General features: G+C 38.5%; 22 protein-coding genes. 6 read left to right on the plus strand and 16 right to left on the minus strand.

The genetic code is table 11. The annotated features are described in order from the left end of the window. Window positions 1-11: 11 nt before the first annotated feature. From H5161_RS03695 to H5161_RS03740, 10 genes are all read right to left on the minus strand, one after another. Window positions 12-749, minus strand: a complete 738-nt coding sequence (locus H5161_RS03695; protein ID WP_182712420.1) for a DUF1365 domain-containing protein — start codon at window positions 747-749, stop codon at window positions 12-14. Next, the gene (locus H5161_RS03700; protein WP_149603675.1) at window positions 742-1998 is read right to left on the minus strand and encodes an NAD(P)/FAD-dependent oxidoreductase; all 1257 of its coding nucleotides are present in this window, start codon (window positions 1996-1998) and stop codon (window positions 742-744) included. The genes H5161_RS03695 and H5161_RS03700 overlap by 8 nt, the downstream gene beginning before the upstream one ends. Next, window positions 1995-2705: an SDR family NAD(P)-dependent oxidoreductase gene (locus tag H5161_RS03705; protein WP_182692603.1), complete on the minus strand. Its 711-nt coding sequence runs from the start codon at window positions 2703-2705 to the stop codon at window positions 1995-1997. The genes H5161_RS03700 and H5161_RS03705 overlap by 4 nt, the downstream gene beginning before the upstream one ends. A gap of 2 nt (window positions 2706-2707) precedes the next feature. Further along, window positions 2708-3136 carry a nuclear transport factor 2 family protein gene (locus tag H5161_RS03710; RefSeq protein WP_024606010.1) on the minus strand — a complete coding sequence of 143 codons (429 nt, stop codon included), beginning with the start codon at window positions 3134-3136 and terminating at the stop codon, window positions 2708-2710. A 1-nt stretch (window position 3137) separates the two neighbouring features. Continuing rightward, entirely contained in the window at window positions 3138-4532 is a 1395-nt protein-coding gene (phrB, locus tag H5161_RS03715) for a deoxyribodipyrimidine photo-lyase (protein ID WP_024606011.1), read from the minus strand. Continuing rightward, window positions 4532-5485 (minus strand): DUF523 and DUF1722 domain-containing protein, encoded by a 954-nt coding sequence (locus tag H5161_RS03720; protein WP_182768702.1) that lies wholly within the window; start codon window positions 5483-5485, stop codon window positions 4532-4534. The genes phrB and H5161_RS03720 overlap by 1 nt, the downstream gene beginning before the upstream one ends. Before the next feature lie 8 nt (window positions 5486-5493). Further along, window positions 5494-6174 (minus strand): ChrR family anti-sigma-E factor, encoded by a 681-nt coding sequence (locus H5161_RS03725; protein WP_182768703.1) that lies wholly within the window; start codon window positions 6172-6174, stop codon window positions 5494-5496. Next, on the minus strand, window positions 6167-6790 hold the full coding sequence (locus H5161_RS03730) for a sigma-70 family RNA polymerase sigma factor (protein WP_002962457.1): 624 nt from the start codon (window positions 6788-6790) through the stop codon (window positions 6167-6169). Before H5161_RS03730 ends, H5161_RS03725 begins: the two co-directional genes overlap by 8 nt. 68 nt (window positions 6791-6858) lie before the next feature. After that, window positions 6859-7437: an LON peptidase substrate-binding domain-containing protein gene (locus H5161_RS03735; RefSeq protein WP_039487779.1), complete on the minus strand. Its 579-nt coding sequence runs from the start codon at window positions 7435-7437 to the stop codon at window positions 6859-6861. 235 nt (window positions 7438-7672) lie between these two features. Continuing rightward, window positions 7673-7945 (minus strand): hypothetical protein, encoded by a 273-nt coding sequence (locus tag H5161_RS03740; RefSeq protein WP_024596914.1) that lies wholly within the window; start codon window positions 7943-7945, stop codon window positions 7673-7675. Between the two features lie 298 nt (window positions 7946-8243). Here H5161_RS03740 and H5161_RS03745 point away from each other — a divergent pair, with 298 nt between their 5' ends. Continuing rightward, window positions 8244-9935: an alkaline phosphatase gene (locus H5161_RS03745; RefSeq protein WP_182768704.1), complete on the plus strand. Its 1692-nt coding sequence runs from the start codon at window positions 8244-8246 to the stop codon at window positions 9933-9935. A gap of 60 nt (window positions 9936-9995) precedes the next feature. Here H5161_RS03745 and H5161_RS03750 read toward each other — a convergent pair whose 3' ends face one another. The 3 genes from H5161_RS03750 to H5161_RS03760 all read right to left on the minus strand — a co-directional run bounded on the left by H5161_RS03750 (window position 9996) and on the right by H5161_RS03760 (window position 14648). Then, window positions 9996-11474 carry a cellulase family glycosylhydrolase gene (locus H5161_RS03750; RefSeq protein WP_182768705.1) on the minus strand — a complete coding sequence of 493 codons (1479 nt, stop codon included), beginning with the start codon at window positions 11472-11474 and terminating at the stop codon, window positions 9996-9998. Window positions 11475-11857: 383 nt separating this feature from the next. Next, a complete protein-coding gene (locus tag H5161_RS03755; RefSeq protein WP_182768706.1) occupies window positions 11858-12208 on the minus strand; it encodes a hypothetical protein in 351 nt (116 codons plus the stop codon). Between the two features lie 88 nt (window positions 12209-12296). Beyond that, entirely contained in the window at window positions 12297-14648 is a 2352-nt protein-coding gene (locus H5161_RS03760; protein ID WP_182768707.1) for a TonB-dependent receptor, read from the minus strand. A gap of 219 nt (window positions 14649-14867) precedes the next feature. Here H5161_RS03760 and H5161_RS03765 point away from each other — a divergent pair, with 219 nt between their 5' ends. The 3 genes from H5161_RS03765 to H5161_RS03775 all read left to right on the plus strand — a co-directional run bounded on the left by H5161_RS03765 (window position 14868) and on the right by H5161_RS03775 (window position 16929). Then, window positions 14868-15503, plus strand: a complete 636-nt coding sequence (locus tag H5161_RS03765) for a hemolysin III family protein (protein WP_182768708.1) — start codon at window positions 14868-14870, stop codon at window positions 15501-15503. 221 nt (window positions 15504-15724) lie between these two features. Next, on the plus strand, window positions 15725-16447 hold the full coding sequence (locus H5161_RS03770; RefSeq protein WP_182768709.1) for a hypothetical protein: 723 nt from the start codon (window positions 15725-15727) through the stop codon (window positions 16445-16447). Next, window positions 16447-16929, plus strand: coding sequence for a hypothetical protein (locus tag H5161_RS03775; protein WP_010388418.1), 483 nt, complete (start codon window positions 16447-16449; stop codon window positions 16927-16929). Before H5161_RS03770 ends, H5161_RS03775 begins: the two co-directional genes overlap by 1 nt. Window positions 16930-17014: 85 nt before the next feature. On the opposite strand, the gene H5161_RS03780 is transcribed toward H5161_RS03775, so the two are convergent. Together H5161_RS03780 and H5161_RS03785 are read right to left on the minus strand one after the other, a co-directional pair. After that, entirely contained in the window at window positions 17015-17638 is a 624-nt protein-coding gene (locus H5161_RS03780) for a tyrosine-type recombinase/integrase (protein ID WP_010388419.1), read from the minus strand. A 284-nt stretch (window positions 17639-17922) separates the two neighbouring features. Then, window positions 17923-18816: a LysR family transcriptional regulator gene (locus tag H5161_RS03785; protein ID WP_182716920.1), complete on the minus strand. Its 894-nt coding sequence runs from the start codon at window positions 18814-18816 to the stop codon at window positions 17923-17925. Window positions 18817-18941: 125 nt separating this feature from the next. Here H5161_RS03785 and H5161_RS03790 point away from each other — a divergent pair, with 125 nt between their 5' ends. Together H5161_RS03790 and H5161_RS03795 are read left to right on the plus strand one after the other, a co-directional pair. After that, a complete protein-coding gene (locus H5161_RS03790; RefSeq protein WP_076924199.1) occupies window positions 18942-20144 on the plus strand; it encodes an NADH:flavin oxidoreductase/NADH oxidase family protein in 1203 nt (400 codons plus the stop codon). A 1206-nt stretch (window positions 20145-21350) separates the two neighbouring features. Then, the gene (locus tag H5161_RS03795; RefSeq protein ID WP_182768710.1) at window positions 21351-22250 is read left to right on the plus strand and encodes an SDR family oxidoreductase; all 900 of its coding nucleotides are present in this window, start codon (window positions 21351-21353) and stop codon (window positions 22248-22250) included. 270 nt (window positions 22251-22520) lie between these two features. Here the strand turns inward: H5161_RS03795 and H5161_RS03800 are convergent, their stop codons facing one another. Further along, a complete protein-coding gene (locus H5161_RS03800; protein WP_182768711.1) occupies window positions 22521-23072 on the minus strand; it encodes a diguanylate cyclase in 552 nt (183 codons plus the stop codon). Window positions 23073-23094 lie beyond the last annotated feature (22 nt).

The raw sequence follows: 23094 nt of genomic DNA on the forward strand, positions 1-23094 counted from the left end.
ATCTATGTGCTTTATGGCTTGCCTGAGTGGCCTAAAAAAGGAACTCGTTTAATAAACAACTTTAACGCTTGATAATAAATACCTTTGAAAATAGACCATGTCATGGCCGGAAAACGTTTAAATAACTTATTAACTTCTTCTTTAGTAAGTTCTTTACGTTTTAAGCGAAGTGTAGCATCAAATAATAGCTCTTCATTTCGCTTATTTTCAATGTGTATCAATGTTTTATCAGGCGATTGCTTAACATGCCAATGATAGTTCATATCTAGATTCATAAAAGGTGATACGGAAAAAACCTTTTTAAAGTTCACTTTTTTTTCTAAAGGTACTAAATAATAATGACGTTCGTTCCATGGTGTATTACTTACTTCAGCAATCATGTATTTAAAACGGGTGTCGTTATGACCAAAAAAGTAAAAATTAACAGGACTAAAATACACACCAAAACAACGAAGTTGCCCAAGCATGTAAATATGAGTAAAGGTTTCAGTAATACCTAAATTGGCAAGTTGTTCGTGTGCACGCTCAATAAGAGGACGTTTAGCAAGCTGTGAGGTGCCTTTAAGATAATCAGCTTCATTAAACTTTAACGCCTTTAAGCCTGACGTACCTATGTGTTTATGCACACCATTTAGTTGTTGAGGATTATTTAAATCTACCCACATCATATACAGAGGGTAACTAAAGCGATGTTCTTTAACAGCAAAACGGCGATGTTTAACATCGCCTAAATACACTGCACTAGTCAAATTCGACCCCAAGTTGCTTGGCTACATCTACACCACTGTGTACGCCATCTTCATGAAAACCATTGTACCAATAAGCGCCACAAAAATAACTATTGTTGTGTCCGTCAATACTGTGTTTAAGTTTTTGAGCCGCAATAGACTCTTGGTTAAATACAGGGTGGTGATAAGTAAACTCGCGCAAAATTTTACTTTGGCTTATTCCTTCAAGATGGTTAAGCGTTACACAGAACTGTGTATCTGATTGTATACCTTGCAAAATATTCATTTGGTAAGTTACAACAGCAGCTTTATCAGTGTTGTTGTTAAGTAGGTAGTTCCAGCTTGCCCATGCCGCTTTTCTATCTGGTAAAAGGTTTGTATCGGTGTGCAACACCACTGAGTTCTCAGTGTAAGCTATTGCACCCAATACTGACTTTTCTTGCTCAGTAGCATCACCCAGTAGTGCAAGCGCCTGATCTGAATGACAAGCAAATATTACTTTATCAAATTTACTTTGCTCACCATTGGCAAACTCTATTGTTACTTCATCATTTTGCCGCGTAACTGATTTAATATTTGTATTGAGGTTAATTTTGTCGGCAAAACCTCTGATCAGCGGCTTTATATACTGACGAGAGCCTCCTGGTACTACATACCACTGTGGTCTATTGGTTACATCTAAAAGCCCATGATTAAAGAAAAACTTAACAAAAAACTCAACGCCTACGTTTTCCATTTCTTTAATACTGGTAGACCAAATAGCCGCGCCCATAGGAAGAATATAATGGTATTTAAAAAAGTCATTAAACTGGTTATCGTTAAGCAATTGCCCTAATGATTGATCAGACTGGTAATCACCTTTTTCATGCATTGCTTTGCACAGTTTGTTAAACCTAACAATGTCGTACAATAATCGCCAAAACTTAGGTCTAAAAATATTACGACGCTGTGCAAATAAGCTTGTAAACGTATGTCCATTGTATTCAAAACCAGTGGCTTCGTTATGCACACTAAAGCTCATCTGGGTTGTTTGTTTATCAATACCAATGCGCGAAAGTAGCTTTTCGAAATATGGGTAAGTTCGGTCATTAAATACAATAAAGCCAGTATCTATTGCGTATTTGATGCCACACACATCAACATCAACCGTTGCTGTATGGCCACCTATATAATCATTTTTTTCAAATACGGTTACATCGTAATGTTTGTGAAGCAAATGCCCACATGTTAAACCAGATATACCAGTTCCTATTATTGCTATTTTTTTCAACGGGCTAATCCTTTTGCGATTTTAAGCCAAATCGGCAGTGGTAAAATGCGTAAAGCTTTTAATATAAGTGTAAAACGATAAGGGAAATGAACGTCTTTGCGGCGTTTTTGAATACCCTTAATCATGTAGTCAGCTGCTTTTTCAGCCGTAACGGCCATAGGCATCGGAAAATCATTTTTATTAGTAAGTGGCGTTTTTACAAACCCAGGATGAACTAAAGTCACATCAACATCATTTAAATCAACCGCTAAGCTTTTTGCTAAGTAACTTACACCCGCTTTTGATGCGCCATAAGCTTCTGAACGAGGTAGCGCAAGGTAAGTAACACTTGAGCTGACCAAAACAAGTTGGCCGCCTGGATTTATTTTAGGAAGTAACGCCTCAAGGCAATACCCCATAGAAAGTAAGTTAACGTTTATTACACGCTCAAACAACGCGCTATCAAAGTTGCGCGCATCATCTATATATTCACAATTACCAGCGTTTAAAATAACACGGTCAAATTGAGGAAAGCCAATAGTAGACTCTTTTATATCTTGCAGGTTAGTTGCATCAAATTTACATGCTTGGATATTGTCGTATTTAGCAAGCTCGGCAAGCTTATCACTATTACGGCCGCAAGCTATAACAGTGTCTCCTAGCTGTGCATATTTAATTGCTAGCTGCTCGCCAATACCTGATGTAGCACCCGTTATAAGTGTGATCATAATTAACCTGCCCTTTTATCAATTAGCTTTATAACGCTACCAAGTAAAGGAATGTGTTTATATAACAACTCGCCCACATTAAAGTAGTCTCTGTGCTTAATAATTTTGCCATCTTTAAAAATAAGCTTGCTATGACCGTCTACCGAGATAGTTTTACCTGATGACAGCTTTGGATGTGCATAATGCATAGTCCAATAAATAAAAGCATTGTTACCGCTATTAAACGAATCAGTAATATCAAACTGGCAATGCTTAACATTGCTGTATAAGTTAGCAAAGTACCTGCGCAATTCTACAATGCCGTTAATTTCATGCATCGGGTCTATAAACTGTATGTTGTCACAGTAAATATCACTCAATAAATCAAGATTAGTGCTATCAAGCTGTTGGTATATTTCAACAAATTTATCTACTGGTAACTGGTTATCCATATCACACCTTAAATGCAGCAAGTGCACGTTCTCGTGCCGCTTTATGATCAACTATTGCTGGCCAGTAACATTCCTTATCTTTGCCGGTTGCGGCTAAATAAGTGTGTGGAAAATGAATGTGTTTATCTGGCACGTTTTCAAGCTCTGGCAAATACTTACGGATAAACTTGCCCGTTGGATCAAAGCGCTCGCTTTGTCTGATAGGATTAAAAACTCTAAAATAAGGCTGAGCATCACAGCCCGTACTTGCAGCCCACTGCCAACCACCATTATTTGAGGCTAAATCGCCATCAATTAAGTGCTGCATAAAAAAGCGTTCACCTTCACGCCAGTCTATTAATAAATGTTTAGTTAGAAAGCTTGCAACAACCATTCGTAAACGATTATGCATCCAACCGGTTTGCTTAAGTTGTAGCATTGCTGCATCCACTAATGGGTAACCTGTACGCCCTTCGCACCATGCTTTAAAATCGCTTTCACTTTTACGCCACACTACAGCATTATACTTTTCGTTGAAGTTATCGCCGCGCGAAAGCTTCGGAAATTCAGCAATTAAATGTCTGTAAAATTCGCGCCAAACAAGCTCGTTAATCCACGTAAACGTTTTACTTTTTGATGTAGTTAAAATATCAGGATAACGCTGCTGAATATTAATAAGCAGTTGCTTTGTGCTTACAATACCTAGTGCTAAATACGGGCTTAAACCCGATGTGCCTTTTACACTGGGAATATCACGCTGGTCGTCGTAACTTGTAAGTTTGTCGCATATAAAATTATCAACTACGGTAGAGAGTGTTTCGTCGTCAACCGGCCACTTATCTGAGCATCCATCACTTTTTAGTAAGTCGCTTTCATCAAATTTTATTGGCTCAGAAGTTAAAGGCCATTGTGGCAAACTAAAGTGTGTATCTTGATACTGCTTTAACCATGCACGTTTAAAGGGAGTAAACACTTTATACATTTCATTACTTTGATTTTTGACAGAGCCTGCAGGTGCAATTAAATCACCTTCGTACAAAGTAAAAGTAATAGAAAGCTCATCGCATTCATGCAAAATTGCTTTATCGCGGTTTACTTCATTAAGCTCATACTCTGTATTAGCAATTACGTGTTTTACATCGTTTGCTTTACAAAAGTTAATCAGCTCGCGCGTACAATCACTAAAGCTAGGCGCTTCAATAATATGTAAAGTAATACCGTAATCAGCAAGTTGTGATTGAAGATAAGTAACTCGGCGCTTGAGTAAGTCAATCTGAATAGGCGCAGCTTGGTGTTGTTGCCACTGCTTTTCAGACACAAAAAAAATGGCGTGTTTAGCGCCATTATTTAGCGCTTGAATTAACGCTTCATTAGAAAAAAGGCGCAAATCGCGCCTAAACCAAAATAATGTATCCATTAAATACCAAATCGTAATTTTAAATCGTGAGGGTATGGGTTAAAAAACACCTGTTTTTCAAGGTACTCATTCGGATGAACTTTCAAATGATGTTTTAACAAGGTAAGTGGTACATACAATGGCACCAATCCTTCGCGGTATTCGTCTATGGCATCACGAAGTTCTTGTTTTTCAACCTTTGATAAATCATTTTTAAAGTAGCCTTGTAAATGCATTAGGGTATTGCAATTATTTCTTCGAGAAGCAGGCTTTTTCAGACCCGTCATCAAACCTAAAATATATTCATCAGCAACTGCATTTATGTCGTCACCTACGAACGTTCCAAGCAGATTACCTAAATCACGATAAGCTTGGTAATTATGAGCCATCAACAAGTACTTATACTGAGAATGAAATTGAGTAAGCTTGTGAACCGTTAGTGGTTCTTGTACTAACTTTTGCCAATTTTTAAATACGTAAATTCTCATTACAAAGTTTTCACGTAAATGCATGTCATTTAAGCGACCGTTTTCTTCACATGGCAATAATGGGTTGTGCTTCATTATTTGCTCAGCAAAAAAACCAATGCCTTCAGAAGTATTACCCGTGCCTGCTTCGTTGTATATTTTAATGCGCTCCATGCCGCAGCTTGGACTTTTTGCGCAAAATACAAACCCGCTCAACTCTTTAGCTTGTTCTGTTGCAACTTTTTTACCATACTCGGTAAGTTGTTTACCTACATCTCCAGTGCCATCTGGGCGACATACTTTAATAGTATCGCCAACTTTAACTTGGCGAATAGTTGGACGAGGTATTGGTAAACCTACCGCTACCTCCGGACAAAACCGTGTATATTCAACGTGTTTACCTAACTCATCCATACAGAAATTTGACTTTTTATGACCTGTGTCAAATCTAACTTTTTCGCCTGCTAAGCAGGCGCTTATACCTATTTTTATTATATCTGTGTGCATAAATTCTCTTAGTAAATCAAATTACCTATTGGATTTAGTAACTTGCTGAAGCCCTTATTAAAATGTAGCGCACTACTGACAACTGTAAAGCACAAACAACCATCTTTTGTTAAAGGAGTATGTTGGTGGCTACCATCTTGCCATATAAAGTCACCTGCTACATATTTTCCTTCTTCATCACTAAACTCGCCATCTAGGAGTAAAGTAACTTCAAAGCCAGTGTGCGTGTGTTCTGGTATTTCACCACCAGCATCAATATGTAACAAGCTAGAGCGTAATGGGCCATCATCAAGTGCAATACGCGATCTCGCAAGCTTACCCACTTGGGTAAATTTACTGTGAGAAATACGCGTTAGCGCACGTGGAAGCTGATAGTTATGCTCATTAACTTTAATAGAAACAGGCTCTACTTCATAAACTTCGTCGATAGAATCATCAGACGTGATCATATCAAGCACATTCAATTCAAATTCTTCAAGTAACTCAGGTTGCTCAGCTTGAGGTTTCTCATACTGCGCTGGCTCTTCGCTAAATAATGCGTTTGCGTTACTTGCCTCAATTTTAGCTACTTTAGCTTGGCACACAGGGCACATATCTACATGTATAGAAACGGCTAAACTCAATGATGTAGCAAGTGATGCATCGCAATACTGTGTCAGTAAAGTTTCACTCGGGTGATGTTTAATCATGCTGATCTCCCATTTCATTACGTAATTTTTGCAAGGCCAAACGTAAACGTGATTTTACCGTGCCTACTGGAATATTAAGTTGATGTGCAAGTTGCTCTTGCGACATGTCTTGAAAATAAACGCCTCTTACCACTTCGCGTTGAGCAATAGGTAATTTGTCTAAATAACGTTTAATTTGTTTATCTTCTAAATGATCACTGTATTCGTGATGTGTATCTTGTGATTCGTTTAATAACGGCCAAATATCTTCGCTTATGTTTTCTTCTTTATTACTTTTCATTTTACGAAGCATATCGAATGAAGCGTTACGCATAACGGTATAAACCCACGTAGTAGCCGCACCTTTATCACTGTGATACAAATGTGCTTTACGCCAAACAGAAGTTAACGTCTCTTGCACAAGCTCCATTGCTTGAGCTTCAACACCAAATTGCTTAATTCCAAAGCGTTTAATTTTTGGCGCAAAGTATTCAAATAAATAGGAAAATGCTTTTTTATCGCGTGACTGTGCAACATCTATAAGCGCTTGCATGAGTTCTTTACTCGGCGTTTCTGGCATGGCAGTGTACTTACCTGTATTAGGTTCACAACGTGGTGATTGTTGTTGACTTACCATAATAGTTTATCCCGTTATTGCTTTTGTATTAAGTAATACGGGCAATAATTAATTTAGGATCATAAAATTTAGGCAAATTCGTTATTAATCACAGTATGGAGGAAATTCAGTAAGTTATCAAAGTTCGTTTCAAACGCAAGTTGCTGTTTTTTCTCAATAGAAATAGGTAGGAGCTCAAGCCAACGAGCTGCAATCCAAGGCAGTTTGTCAAAGTGAGTTTTTTTGTACAGCAAATTAAGTTCCGGATTACTTTTAAACACGTTTAAAAGTGCATCATGCAATAAGTCATGTTCGCCAACTGAGTTGTTAGAATCCTTATACCAATATGGCGTATTACAAGGCGATACCAAACCATGTCGCAGTTCGTCCTCGTCTTGATAAACGTCATTTATTTGAACGCTTTGAGAAGCAAACACATCGATTAATAATACATCGTTGTCGTCTTGGTCAAAATCAATAATATCAACAAGGCAACCTTGCGCGCTTATATTAAATGGCGTGTCGTGCTCAAATGTACAAAGCACAAACCCTGTATTATTTTTTAATGCGGTTTTAACCATATTTAAATAGCGAGGCTCAAATATGCGTAATCGCGTATAGCCTTCAGGTAACATAAAAATGGGTAATGGAAAAATCGCACGTTTCATAAAGTCTACTTCTTTCAAACACTCTGCCTTTATTTACGTGCGCTTTTGCTAAGTCGATCAGCTTTGTATGAATCGAATTAATTACCAGCTATATAATTGGCTAAAGATTAAACCAACCTCCCATAGCTTTAAACACTTGAACCGAGTAATAAGCGCTAATCATACTGACTACGGGTGCTAACATTAATGCAAATAATCCAAGTTCACTGCTCATCGTTTTAATCCTTTAAATAATTTATTTTACGTTTTTTATACTAGTGTCAGTATTTTTAAGCGTTGTGCTATGTGTTAAAACGGGCTCATCTAATAAACCCTCTAAAACAGTTTTAGCATCAAAATAAAGCGTTTCCTTTAGTGATTTTTCAAGCTCGATTGTGGTTTGCTTTACGTAGCTTGCTACACTTTGAGTTAATATATCAGTTACATCTAGGTCCACTTCTGTTGCATGTACTTGCGCAGAACCTAATACTAATAAACTTGCCATAGCGATTTTAATTGAATGTTTCATAATGGTATTCCTTGTTTGTGTATTGTTTAGACGTAGTTACATACTCAAGGGTTGTGCCAACATAAAAACAAATCGTAAGCAACTGTAATTAAACAATTTTATATACATCGCTTTAATTTAAAAAATTCATGCCTTGTTAATTTAACCATTTAATTTAATTTTTTGACTACTTTTTAGTTAATAAATAAAAGGGTTTAAATGTATTAATACCGTCACACTAAATACATTTAGCGTTTATAAAAACGTCATATCTACCCGCTAAAGTGCACACCACTATAAATAATTCAAAAAGTGCAGTATGACCCTTTCATCACGTCGAAATTTTTTAAAAACCTCAGCAGCAAGTATATTTACCGTCGCAGTATCGAGTGCCATTACAGGTTGTGCTCAAACATTAACAAACAAACCACTATCGGCTATTGAATTTAAACACGGTGTAGCCAGTGGCGATCCGCTCAGTAATGCTTTAATTATTTGGACACGCGCAACTACTTCTCAATCAAATTTTGAAGTTACTGTTGCTTGGGAACTGGCAAGTGACTCTCAATTTAAAAACATCATCCGCAGCGGGCGCGAACAAACAGATAAAAGCAGAGACTTTACAATAAAAATAGATGTGCAAGAACTTGCTCCAAACACAGAGTACTTTTATCGGTTTATGGGTTTAAATACACAAAGCCCAATTGGCCGTGCTAAAACACTACCAATAAATAACATTGAACAAGTAAAAATGGCTGTTGTGTCGTGCTCAAACTATCCTGCTGGGTACTTTAATGCCTACACCGATGCCGCTAAACAAAAAAATTTAGATGTAGTGCTACATTTGGGAGATTATATTTACGAATACCCAATGGGCGGATACGCTACCGAAAATGCTGAAAAAATTGGCCGCCAATTAGCAGCCAATAACACCGGTGAAATTATTACCCTTAGCGACTATCGTAAGCGCTATGCTATTTACAGAACAGACCAAGGCCTTCAAGCTCTTCACGCTGCAGCGCCTTTTATTGCAATATGGGATGATCACGAAGTTACCAACGATACCTATAAAAGTGGTGCTGAAAATCATACCCCTGATGAAGGTGACTTTTTTAAGCGCCGTGCAGCAGCTATTCAAGCCTATTACGAATGGCTGCCAATTAGACCGCCTATGGGCGAACAAAGCCCGCAAATATACCGCACCTTCGATTTTGGTAATTTAATAAGCTTGCACATGCTAGATACGCGCGTAATAGCACGCGATAAACAACTCGCTTACAGCGACTATAAAAACCTAGAGACCAAACAAATGGATGTTGCGCGCTTTGCCAGTGATTTAAATAATCCAAGTAGGCAGTTACTAGGTAACACACAACTAAACTGGCTCACGAGTGCAATAACTAAATCAAATGCAAAATGGCAAGTATTGGGCCAGCAAGTATTGATGACTAAAATGTGGCTACCTACTGAAATATTCTCGCAATCCGATCGCACTAAAATACCGCAGGTGTTAAAAGAGCTTGTTGCCATTAAAAAAGCCGTTTTAGCTAATAAAGCGGTAACACCCGAGCAACTCGCACGCGTAAATACTTTAATGCCTTACAATTTAGATGCGTGGGATGGTTACCCAAGCGAGCGCGAAGCATTATACAAAAGTGTTACTGCATTAAATAAAAAGCTAGTTGTAGTTGCAGGTGATACGCACAATGCGTGGCATGGCACATTAAAAAATGCAAAAGGCGAAAGCGTAGGAGTAGAGTTTGCAACACCAGGTGTTACATCCCCGGGTATGGAGCATTATTTAGCGCTTAATACAGCACAAGCAAAGCAAATGGCTGACTCGCTTTCATTGCTAATAAACGACTTAAACTATTGTGACTTATCACACCGTGGATATATGTTACTGACGATTACTAAAGAGCAAATCACAACCGATTGGCGCTATATAGATAACATAAACTCCCCAAGCTATAACATAGTTAACCAGCATCAAAGTGTTTATAAAGGCTAATACTTTTAAAAAGAAGGTAAATGTATTATTTACCTTCTTCGCATATTTTATTTAACGCGTTTAACTACAGCTATAGATAAGCGTCCACGAAGCATCACTTCCTGGAATGCTGTTTGTATACCAATTTGCGCTGTATGCATTACCTTGATATTGCATTTTATCGTCGGTGTTATTGTGAGTAAACGCACCGGCCGAATAATCTTTTTTTACCCAATTAGGATATGTATTAATACCATTACAATCTGTTGAACTTACAACACTGCATCCGTTTGTATCAACACTTGTACCAGCGGGTGTATCTGGGCACTGATCAATATCATCATTCACTCCATCGTTATCCGCATCGCTTTGTGGTTCAACTACTTCAACAACGCAACCTACATTATTAACAGTTTCACCTACTGGTGTATTAGGGCATTGATCAACACTATCGCTAATACCATCGCCATCGCTGTCAGTTACTTCACAACCAATACTATCAACCGTTGTACCTGCGGGAGTATTATCGCACTGATCAAGGCTGTCATTTATACCATCTCCATCAGAGTCTAAAGCAACCGTACTACCACCCCAACCTTGAATGATCTCTTTAACCTTAGTGCCTGACGCGGTTAGTGAATTCCAACTACCGCCTGGAGTAAATAACGAAGCACCTTCGTTTTTATCGTTTAAAGCCCAGTTAGCGTGGCTAATATTGTTTGTTTTAAAAAATGCCATCCATGCATCGGTTTCATTAATATTAACACCACCATTGCCATCAGCATTAACTGTTCCCCACTCTGTGGCGAATAGTGCAATACCGTTATCGAGTGCAGTTTGTGCTTTATTTCGATACGATTGACCATGCGTGCCAGCATAAAAATGCAGAGTGTAAGCAATATTGGCGCGATCTATCGGATTTTGTGATGCCACATCCACATCTTGCGACCACGTAGGCGTACCAACCACAATTAAGTTATCAGGGTCGATTGCTCTAATTTTATCAATAACTGTTTCTGCGTAAGGCTTAATATCGTTAGCCCACGAGATTTGTAACGGCTCATTATAAATTTCATAAATAACATTGTCGTACTGCCCATATTTAGTAGCTACGTCTTCAAAAAAGCGAATTGCAGTTGCTTGATCGGTATGTGCTTCATGGCTATGAAAATCAATAATAACGTACATATCTTCGCTAATAGCTGCGTTTACAACAGTATCAAGACGGCTCATATTGCCCTCCCAATCAAAGTTCAAACTACCACCGGTACTCGTACCATGGCCAATAGCTGCACGAATTAATGTTGCATTAAATTCAGTTTTTGCCTTTGCTACTGTTTGTGCTGTATAAAACTTTTCAGCGCCCCACCCCGTATTACTCCAAAATAGGCTAGGTCCTGCAAAGCTTGTGTTATCTCCACCTGCAAGAATTTGATTCCCACTCACCGTTAACTTCTCAACAGCGGCATTGGCCATGGTTGAGCATCCTAATAATAAAGCTAACGATAAGCTCGCCACTTTAAAATCCTTTCTTTTATGATTATTTGAACTGTTATTCATCGTATTTCCTTAAATTGAAATTATCAGTCGTCATTGCTTGATGTAATAAATTGACACAAAACCAATACTTAATAGTTAAACAAAGTTAATTTGGCGAGCAAAAAGCATCATTTATTTATTAACATTAAATGAATAAAAAGGAACAAGGAGAAGGGTTTTAATTAACTAAGTATCAACAAGTGAGCAATTTAACGAGGTTTGAGGATTTTACTGGGTATATACAGGTATTTATACGATGTTTACATGGTGCAGGCAAAAATCTCGGTTACAAAAAATATGTATAAAAATGGAAAAAGCGGTAATAATTATTACCGCCATCAATAATAGCTAAATATCAGAGTAAATATTAATAAGCCAACCAAACCGAGTTCTGATTAACTGGCTTATTTTTTAGTAGGCAGCGCTTTTCTGCCCAAACGATATGCATCCAGCATACTCAGCACCCAAATTATAATCATTAAAGGTACATACTTATATTCAGCGAGTTGAGCGCAGGCGTTAGATGGTTGTTGCGCGGCTTTTAAAATGGCCGTAACCGACATGGGTATTTTTCCGTTTACAATTTCATTTGCAGTACACTGTGCAATCGCAAATATATCTTGAAAGGTTAAAATTAAAAGAACAGAGAATACACCCGCAAAAATAGCGCCTATAAGGTGTTTTCTTAAAGAAAAATGCCCCGCTCCAGGATAAACAATGGCGGTAAGTAAAGCAGCTTTTAGATCTTGTTTCATTTTTACCTAATATAAATTCACTTTAACGTGATCACATAAAAAAGCCACTTTGCAGTGGCTCAATTAAAATATCAAGTAGTTAAATGTATTATTGTCCGCCAAACCCGAGAGTTAACTCAATACCAACAAAGCGAGGTGCCCCTGCAACAAATGTTGGGTTGCCAAATCCCCCTCCAGTATTACCTGCATCAACTAAATACTCTTTATCTAATAAGTTACTGGCAAATACACTAACGGCCCAATCATCATCACTTGCAATTCCTAAGCGCGCACTGACTAATCCAAGCCCAGGTTGGCTAATATCTAAGCCTGATATTGGCGCATTTGCTGGCTCAAAATACACTTCAGAGCGGTAGCTATATATTAAAGAGCTCGTTAAATTAAGTGAGTTCGACAATTCTGTTGAATAAAACAGCCCCGTACTAAACGTCCACTCTGGTTGTAATCTAAATTTATTGCCTGCGAGGTTACCGTTATTACTATCATCATCTATTTCAGCATCAAGGTAAGCCGTATTGGCAAATACCTCAAACTCATTATTAATTAACGCCCTTACTTCAGCCTCTGCGCCAACATTAGTGGCAGAGCCCGCATCTGCAGAAAACGCAACGCCTTCATCATCCTGTAACGTAACCTGAAAGTTAGAGTAATCTTGATAAAATACAGCGACAGAGTAATCTAAACGCCCGTCAAGCGCTTTGCCTTTAATACCGGTTTCGTAGTTCCAAATAATTTCCGCTGGGACTTCTGATATAGAAGCTTCGACACTCCCTTGTTCATCGTTAGCCGAACTTACTTCAAGTACTTCCGAACGACGCCCTTTTGAAACAGTCGCATACATATTTGTAGTAGGGTTTATTATATAAAGCGCATTAAAACGTGGCAGCCAATCATCATAATCAGCATCGCCATAGAATGTTTCACCATTTGTATCAACCGTAAACAATGGCGCTTGTGTTAAAACACTATTGGGTGCTGCAGAGCTATAACCACTGCGCTTTTCTTCTTTTATATAACGAAGACCCGCTGTTAACTCTAGTGCCTCAGTTGCAGCATAAGTTACATCAGCAAACGCTGAGTACGCTTTGTTTTCACCATAGTTTGTAAACTCTAGTGAATATGGCAACTCGTTTACTACACCACCTGTTAATACTGGCGTTAAAATATTAACGCTACCATCATTATTAATACAAGGAACACCTGAGCCCAATACGCCTAAGCAATTTAAAAATATAGACTCCTCTGTACTAAATGGAATACGCTGGCTACCATCTTCTTCAAAGTAACTCACACCAAAAATACTAGTGAACTTATTCTGCGTATAAACAGCGCGTAATTCTTGGCTAAATTGATCGCCCTCAGCAGCTTCTGCAAATTCTAAAAACCATGCTTGCGTACCATCAGCATCAAACACTTCTAAAGAATCAAAATTACGCCCTGCAGTAATTGAGGTGATTGTTAAATCGTTACTTACATCCCAATTTACAGTCAAATTTAAATCGTTAACTGTGCGCTCCACACCTAAGTCTTTTTTTCCAAACACAGACTCTGCATACGGACTACCTGGCATTTCAACAAAGCTATATGGACTTGTATCACCGCCGGTTGGTGCATAAAGCCCATTTTTAAAAGATGTACCCGAGTCATCATTTTTTTCATACGTATACACCAAGTCAATCGTTACATCGTCATAAGGTGTAATACGTAAAGACGGACGATAAGAAAAACGCTCAATAGCATGCATGTCATCTTGCTTAAACCCAGCCGGATTTTGGGAGTTACTATCTCCTGCAATATTCGTTATAAACCCATCACGTTCACGATAAGTAAAAGCAACACGGCCTTGCATTAAATCATTACCACCCGTTACAAAACCACTAACACCTTTGGCCGAATAATTACCAACGGATGCTTTTAATTGAGCCGAAAAATCTTTTTCTGGTTTACGTGTTGCTACACTAATAGCACCTACAGAAGCTGCTGTTCCAAACAGTGTCGCTTGTGGTCCTTTAACAACTTCAATCCCTTCTACATCAAAAAGCTCAAAGTATGAGCCACGAGAGCGTGATACATCTGCTCCGTTATAATAAATAGACACACGAGGTGATGATTGAGACGACCCACTATCAGACGTAATACCACGGATTACAAAGCCCGGGTTGTTAGGGCTTTGCTCTTGAATAACAAGCCCTGGTGTTATTTCAGATAAAGTATCTAGTTCGCCAATACCTAAGCTTTCTAAAAAGTCGCCATCGTAGGCACTTATTGTTACGGGCACATCTTGTATTGATTGCGCACGCTTTTGAGCAACAACCACTATTTCATCAAGTTCTTTATTTATGGTTTGATCTGCAAAACTATTTGTTGATGTAACACAAATCATCGCCACAGACAATTTAGTAAGTTTAAGAAAAGGCCGTGTTGTTAATTTATTTCTCATGTTTTTCACTGTTCGTCCGGTTAATTGTTTTTAGGAATTACCAGTAATCTAACGAACTATTACGACTTTTTTACGTCTTATTAATTACGCATTGGTTAAATTGATGTTTCAACTTTATGAAAAATAATAAATTATTATATTTATATAAAAATTATAACATTGAAAAACTCAGCGTACACTTGTACACTAAAATTCATTCAAATAGCGGTAGGATCTGTCATGTCGTTAGAAGCGCCCTATTCTAAAAAAGAAGAACAACTAAACGTAATCAGCCATGCACTCGGTATTATATTTGCCGCGTTTGTTATGTGGGATTTATTTAGCCAAGCCACCAGTACTAAAGCGTATGTTAGTACTGCAATTTATGGCAGCAGTCTATTTGTGCTGTTTTTGTCATCCACTTTGTACCACGCCAGTATTCAACCGCGCTTAAGAGCCTTTTATAAAAAGTGCGATCACTGCGCCATATACTTATTAATTGCCGGCACCTACACTCCCTTTTTATTAATCTCATTATCCGGTGCTTGGTCATGGTCATGGGCCACACTTACATTTATTTGGGCGGTGGCACTGGCGGGCGTGGCGTACAAAGTATTTGTAAAAAACGGTAATAAAAAAATATCACTCGCCACCTACTTACTCATGGGCTGGTTTGCACTGGCTATTGTATATCCGCTTTATTCAAGTGTTGATGTAAAAGCACTTTACTGGCTACTTGCCGGCGGCATTTTTTATAGTTTAGGTACATTATTTTACAGCGCTAAAAGCACCCAATTTAGCCACGCTATTTGGCACTTATTTGTTATTGCTGGGTGTGTTTGCCATTATATTTCAATTAGTAATTATGTTTATTGAGCTTGTATAGCATTTTAAAATGGTCTGGTTTGAGCGAGAAGCAGACGGTCATCTTTTTATATCAAATGCATTTAAGATTTCCTGACTTGAATTAACTGTTGTATTGTAAATAGTAATTTTGCTTCTGTATAAGGAGCGATATAAGTATCGTGAGATAAGGTTTACTTAGCTACTTTTTGTTAATGTAAATAAGGTAATAATTAATTTTTAAGGTTGAAGTAATGGAATATAACAATCTATCCAAGCTTGTAAAAAAAGTTCTCAAAACAGATCAAAGTGGTAATACAACAATGCCCTCAAGACGCGAAATGACAAGCAAAATTTTTGCGTTTATTATGCTTATTCTTGGAATTACTAGCATTGTGATGACAGTAACAAGCGAAGGAGGGGAAAGTATTTTCTTCGCTATTTCTGCAAGCTTCTTTTTAAGTATATCAATATTGCTTTTTGGTCGAAAGAGCCGCTTAGAGTTTAACGGGACAGAAAAACAGCTTAATTTAAAAACCGCATTATGGGGTTACTTTCAAAGAAGTAAAATTGTTGTACCGTTTGATACACTATCATTTGAATTAAGTAGTATAGGCGCGCAAGGCCCTTATCAAATTAAGTTTGTTGATCAGTTATATGAATTTAAACAGTATACAGATGCTAAGATGTTCATTTCGTTTTTATATACGAAATATAATACTACTGCAGTTGAAACCATATCGGATTGGCCTAATAAAACACCGATAAGGTTTGCTCAAAGTGAATTATATAACTCACCTCAAGTTACTCATGATACTAAAAAAGCTAATTCAAACTCTCACCTGGAAGATGAAGATTTTAATAGTGAAGATCTTGTTTTCATTGAAATATGGGATCGCAAATCGCTAATAAAACTATCCCTGCCATTTTTTGTTTTTACAGCCATTGCCGGCTTAGTTAAATACGGAGTGCTGTAATGTATTTTAAAGAACTATCTAGTGAGCTAGCTATTTATCGACAACCGAGGTTAACTAGATTATTGCTAGTTTTGTTGTGTGGTTTCTTTTTATTTATCGGGCTAATTAATGTGTTTAATTCTGATGAAGCAAAATCATTACCGATATGGGTATCTGGGTTTATATGCTGGCTAGGGTGGAGTGGTTCGTTTGGTGGCTATGTATGTCGTTTTGATCTCGCAAAACAAACCTTGGAATTAAAGTCGAGTAGTTTATATACTATTTTTAAACGTGTTTATAAATTATCAGATATTAAAGGTTTTAAAGCTATACCTAGAAAAGGCTACACACATGACTATAGATTATATGCAGTGTTAACTGATAATACTCATATTGCTTTCGCAAACTACAAAGGACGAGGGTTTGCAGTTAAGGAGTGTATAAAAATGGCTGAATTTGTCAGTAAGCCTTATCAAATCAATATTGATACAGCTTCATTATGATTTTCTTAGAACAAAGTAGCGTGGATTAACATTTTTTTAGAAACCAATGCCAGACGCTTACTTCAGGTCTGGCATTGGTTCAAACTTAAGCATCGATCTGTTCTGATACTTCTAACGCATCATCAACTTCTATTCCCAAGTACCTGACAGTGCTTTCTAGTTTTCTATGGCCAAGTAGAAGCTGACAGGCTCTTAAATTTTTAGTTTTTTTGTAAATTAGTGATGGTTTAGTACGTCTCATAGAATGAGTGCCATATTGAGTCTTATCTAACCCAATTGAAGTGACCCAAGAATCAACTATACGTCCATATTGACGGGTTGAAAGGTGTTCTGAGGAATGAATTCGTGACTTAAACAAGTAATCATAAGAGTTGAGAGTAAATTGCTCTATGAGCGCCACAATTGATTTCCTTGTATTCCCAGTAATTTCAAATTGGACGGGCATACCAGTCTTTTTTTGAACGACTATTGCCCTTGATTGAATTGTTTTACCATGTGCGATGTCGTTAACTTTTAGTGAAACTAAATCACACCCTCTTAGTTTGCTATCTATGGCTAGGTTAAATAGTGCTAGATCTCTTATTTTATGAAAAAGTTCTAGTCGTATTCGGATAGCCCATATTTGCTGTAATTTCAGAGGTAACTTTTGTCCTACAAGCTTATTTTTATTCCAAGGCTCTTTAGGCTGATATATTGTTAACTGGTGCATTAGTTGTACTCCGGTGTTTATGGAGTTTTAAGCTTAGCCCGCTACAAAAGAATTCGGGTATGAGCGAGAAACAGACGGTCGATCAAACTCATTTTGGACAAAAGCTCGTCAGAGTAAATAACCTAGAACCCCGCTTTCAGATAACTTCTCGTATCTCAAAACGTCAAAGACCACCGTTGTCAGCGGTGGTCGGTTTGCGCGGAACTGGACAGTTTCGAGCATGGTCGATTTTGGGAGTGAATTATTTTTTGCTGCAATACTGTATATTAATCCACGAAACACCATCACGAAACGATTTGTGCCACTTTCTTCCTGAGCAGTTCCCGAAAAGCAATAACAGCGGGGCTAACCTGCTCTCTGCTTGGACAGATTAGATTTAACTCAACAGGTGGTGATTCAAAGCCTGGTAAAAGCCGTACAAGTTGCCCACTCCGAAGTTCTGAATGGACATCTATCTGGGAGCGATACGCTATCCCTTTACCACTAACAGCCCATTTACGAACAATGTCAGTATCATTGCTGACTCGATTGCTATCCACTTTGACTTTGTATGAGCCAGAATGACCAGCGTATTCCCAACTGTTCAATAAACGACCAGATCGACGGTGCAATAAGCAATTATGCTCCTTTAAGCTGTTAGGATGCGTTAGCTCACCATGTTTAGATATATAGGATGGAGAGGCGCAGGTGATCCTGCTCATGGTGGCGATATGAAATGAAACCATCGATGAGTCTTCTAGCTTCCCATAACGAAGTGCCATATCAACTTGGTCGAGAAAAAAATCTGAAATTGAATCGCCAACCGTAAGGTCAATCGACAATAAAGGGTGTTCATCCAGTAACTCTTCTACCCAGTGTAAAAGAGTATTGCGCCCTAAGTCAGATGAAACGGACAACCTTAGCTTGCCACTCACCTTACCTTGTGTCTGATGTGCAGCTATACGACCTTGCTCCAAACTGGCTAATGCCTGGCGACAATGAAACAGAAATTGTTCGCCTTGAGGTGTGATCCTTAATTGCCTTGTGGTTCTGATAAGTAGCTGTATATCCAACTTTTTTTCCAGTCTTTTAAGCGCAGAGCTGACTGCCGCAGGAGTGACACTCAGTTGTTTTGCGGTTTCCGTTATGCTGCCTGTTTCCACTATTCGTATGAATAGATTGAGATCTGATGTATTCATTATTAAATAATATTTAAAAGTGTTTGAACTATTGCTATCTTTTTAGTTTAGTAAAAATCGGGGACAATGTCTCTACCGTTATTAATTAACACCGTACATAAGTATTGGTGCCCCGAGAGGTAGATATGACCCAGCCATTACACACCGCGAACTTACTTGATCCTCCTTTAGAGCTCCCTTGTGGCGCAGTCATCAAAAACCGTCTAATAAAGTCAGCAATGTCTGACTCACTCGCTGACGGTGAAGGGAACCCTACTGAAGCTCAGTCTCGACTCTATGAACGATGGGCAGAGGGTGGTATTGGGTTATCCGTCATTGGTGAAGTGCAGGTAGATCCCAGGTTCCCTGAAAAACCAGGAAACCTGGTATTAACTAATCAATCCAACCTAAAAGATTTACAAATGTTAACCTCCCGCGCATCGATTAATGATGCCCACATATGGCCTCAGTTAGGTCATGCAGGAGGACTGGCTTACAAACTACTTAGCCAGCCCAAAGGTCCATCACCTCTTAAGATAAGTGAATTTGAATGTGCAGGTATGTCAGAGAAAGAAGTATCTTTATTGCCAGATGTGTATGCCAGAGCTGCGAAGATTGCTAAAAAAACAGGGTTCACAGGTGTTCAGATACATGCAGGTCATGGTTTTCTGCTTAGCCAATTTCTGTCTCCGCTATTCAATCACCGCAAAGACCAATATGGCGGTTCAATACAAGCACGTAGCAGAATCGTTATAGAGATAATAGAGAAAGTCCGAGATGCGGTGGGGGGGACTTTTCCTATTGGCATCAAGATGAACTCTTCTGATCAACTAGAAGGAGGATTATCTCAAGACGACGCTCTAGAAGTTATTCGCATCCTTAATAAAACGTCTATCGACTTGATTGAGATAAGCGGCGGTTCTTATTTTCCTGGAGCAAAATCCAGCTCTGACAGTGCTTCAAGCGGCCCGTACTTCATTGACTTTGCAATAAAGGCTAAAAGCTTAACAAGTATTCCTTTAGTAGTGACTGGCGGTTTTAAAAAACGGGAGCAGGTAATAGATGCCTTATCTATAAATGCAGCGGACTCCATTGGTCTTGGACGAGCATTGATACTCAGACCCGATTTGCCAAATGAATGGATAGATGGAGAAGGTGTTACTCCTCGCTTTCCAAAGTTTAAGTCACCACCTCAGGGGGGAATTACAGCCTGGTACACAATGCTTCTCACGGCGATAGCTAATGACAACGAAAGAGAGTTCAACTTAGAACTATTACCAGCGATTCAGGCCTATGAAAATCGTGACAAAGCACGTGTTATGAGATGGCAGGCTAAGTATCAATTATAACCCAACACCTACACACCAAAAAACGCATCGTTATGCGTTTTTTGGGATCGCAATATCTGAAGTGCAATTTGCGTATCTATGGGAGATTCCGAGCACAGCCCCTCAATCGCCACCCATGAGGAAAAGTACTTCGATGTCAGTGGCTCGATCTGCCACCGAGTAATCAAACTAACGCAGAAAGGGGCAGAAACGAGTTATACCGGAATGGCTGCAATTGGCACTCTCCAGCCACTCGACAACATAAAGTATTAATAATAATTGATAAGGTATTTTACTTTGTCAGATGGCGCTTCGCTTATCCGACCTACACTGGCACTGAGCCGAACTTTGGCACACAGCCATGAGTAGCCACTCAAAAACTGTAATGTAAGAAATCAAGATTTTTCCTTTTTTAATTGATTTATCTTCAACCTAGCGTCTGCGGTGTTCGTAAGACTTACCTGTAAAGTGCCCATCGCCTCATAAAAAAAGCACGCACAGTGATAAAAAGTAATAATATTTTGTATTAAACAAACTTACTTGACGTTTTATTGCAATTACCATGAAAACCCAGCTTATTTTTACACTAAAGAAAAGCTAACGTCGAAAAGTACAAAATTGAGTTCGAGTGCCACGCATACTTGCGATAGGTGAAAATTCTATATTTGGCTTCTATAATTTTTCGGGGGGATTAGCATATCACTTAACGACACACTTTAACGTGCTGCTATTTTCTGGCTTAATTATAAGCCCATCAGTGTAGTCATAAACGCATCTTCTCAACTTGATTGGCTTAATGAACGGTGTGTAATATTTTCGGTACTAATATCCACTTTTTACCCGTCATCCGCTCTTATATTTTCTCCAGTTTAAATATAAACACTTTAAAATAAGTAACATAGCTTAATATTTTAAAGCACCTCTGTGGCATATCTATTGCTTTTTATAAAGAAGGCGGTGTACGTAAACGGCTAAAAATGTCAATTTTAAAGGAGAGACAAAGTGGGAGCATTACAAGCTAACTATAATATTGCTATTCGTGCTAAATCAGTTAGTCGCTCTTTAGCTTCGACATTTTACAAGCACACACGCCTCTTATATTTTTTACATCACCCAATTCACGCTAAGCAAAGAGAAGTAACAGCATTGCTGTGCTGTCTGAGATTACGCTCTTTGTGATTACATGCAATTAATCGAACTTAAACTTTACGTTGAGGAGACTTTGATATGCCAACTAATCAATTTACTATGCAAGATCCTAGAAGCCAATATCAGATGGGACGTACCGAAAAAGACAGTAATCAACCGGACCCAGGGCTAGATGAAATTTTAAAACCTAAAGCAGATCATGGCGAAGATTCCTATGAGGGCCACGAAAGGTTAAAAGGCCGTAAAGCTTTGATCACAGGCGGCGACTCTGGGATTGGAAAAGCCGTAGCCATCGCATTTGCAAGAGAAGGTGCGGAAGTTGTTATTAATTACTTACCCAGCGAAGAAACCGATGCGAAAGAAACACTCGATATACTAAAAGCCAGTGGTAACAAGGCTTGGGGTATTGCAGGTGACATATCTGATGAAAATTTCTGTAACAGTCTTGTCGCTCAAAGCGTTGAATACTTGGGGTCAATTGACATACTAGTTAATAATGCTGGTAAGCAACAATTTGTCGCCGAGTTAGAAGATTTATCTACCGAGCAATTTTGCCAAACATATGCAACAAACGTATTTGCTATGTTTTGGATAACAAAGGCCGCAGTAAAGCATATGCCACCTGGGGCAAGTATTATTAACACAACCTCTATCCAATGTTACCAGCCTTCTGCTGGACTTCTTGATTACGCATCAACTAAAGGCGCAATTACTAGCTTTACTAAAAGTTTAGCAAAAATGGTAATAGATAAAGGCATTAGGGTTAATGGTGTTGCTCCAGGGCCAATTTGGACTCCGCTACAACAAAGTGGCGGCCAACCGGCGAAAAAACTTCCCGAATTTGGTGATAACGTGCCACTAGGTAGACCAGGCCAACCTGCCGAGCTAGCCCCAACATATGTATACTTAGCTTCGCAAGAGTCAAGTTACATTACCGCTGAAATAATGGGCGTGACAGGTGGGCAACATCTACCTTAATCATCAACAGATGATTGTTAAACAACATAATAGCGGCGAGTATACGCCGCTTTTATTACCTACTCTTTTTGCATCACATCTAAACAAAATCCACTAAGTATTCATGAAACCGTGGTTATAAACACCCCAAAAGCCTGAGTTACCCACTGCACTATTTGACTTAGTACGAGGTTGAGTGAGCCTATTTAAGCACGCATAAACAAACTGCTTAAACAACTAGAGCTGCTTAAGCAGTCAACTTAGGCTTTATACCTATTTATCGAACTGGCTTTATGCGTTGTCTTTTTTAGCACGTATACCGCGAATTAACTCTTCTAAATAAGGCATAAACTCTAGCACGAGTGATATAAATAGCACTGTTATCAAGTAAGTTATTGGTATTGGTGACTCTTTTAATTGGAGCGTAAATTCAGGAGGAAAGCCCCCAGGGGTAAATAATGCTGTAAATTGCTCCCAGTGCCGCGCAATAATTAATACTAAAGCCAACAGCGGTATCATTTCTAAAAAGCTATGTATATGCTGCTCTATTGGCCCCACTCTACGTTTACTTACCGCGTAAGTTACATCCCACATTGCTGTAAGTTCATGAATAAAAAACAACAAGATACTAATAGCAATAATCAAACTATTAACTTCAAAAATTAAAACAAGAATTAACGGTATACCCACTTCGGCAAACATTAATAGATGAATAAACGACTCTTTTGCACCACTTGTTGTAGAAATATTACTACGTCGATGACAAAACCAATCCGCAATGCCAGCTACAAGCCAAATAGGGATCACAAAGTACATTAAAATAACTAAAGTAGGGTCAGTCATATTTGGTTAGTCCTTAAAATCA

The sequence above is a fragment of the Pseudoalteromonas sp. SG43-5 genome, from assembly GCF_014164345.1.
In the GTDB taxonomy this organism is placed as follows: Bacteria; Pseudomonadota; Gammaproteobacteria; order Enterobacterales; family Alteromonadaceae; genus Pseudoalteromonas; species Pseudoalteromonas distincta.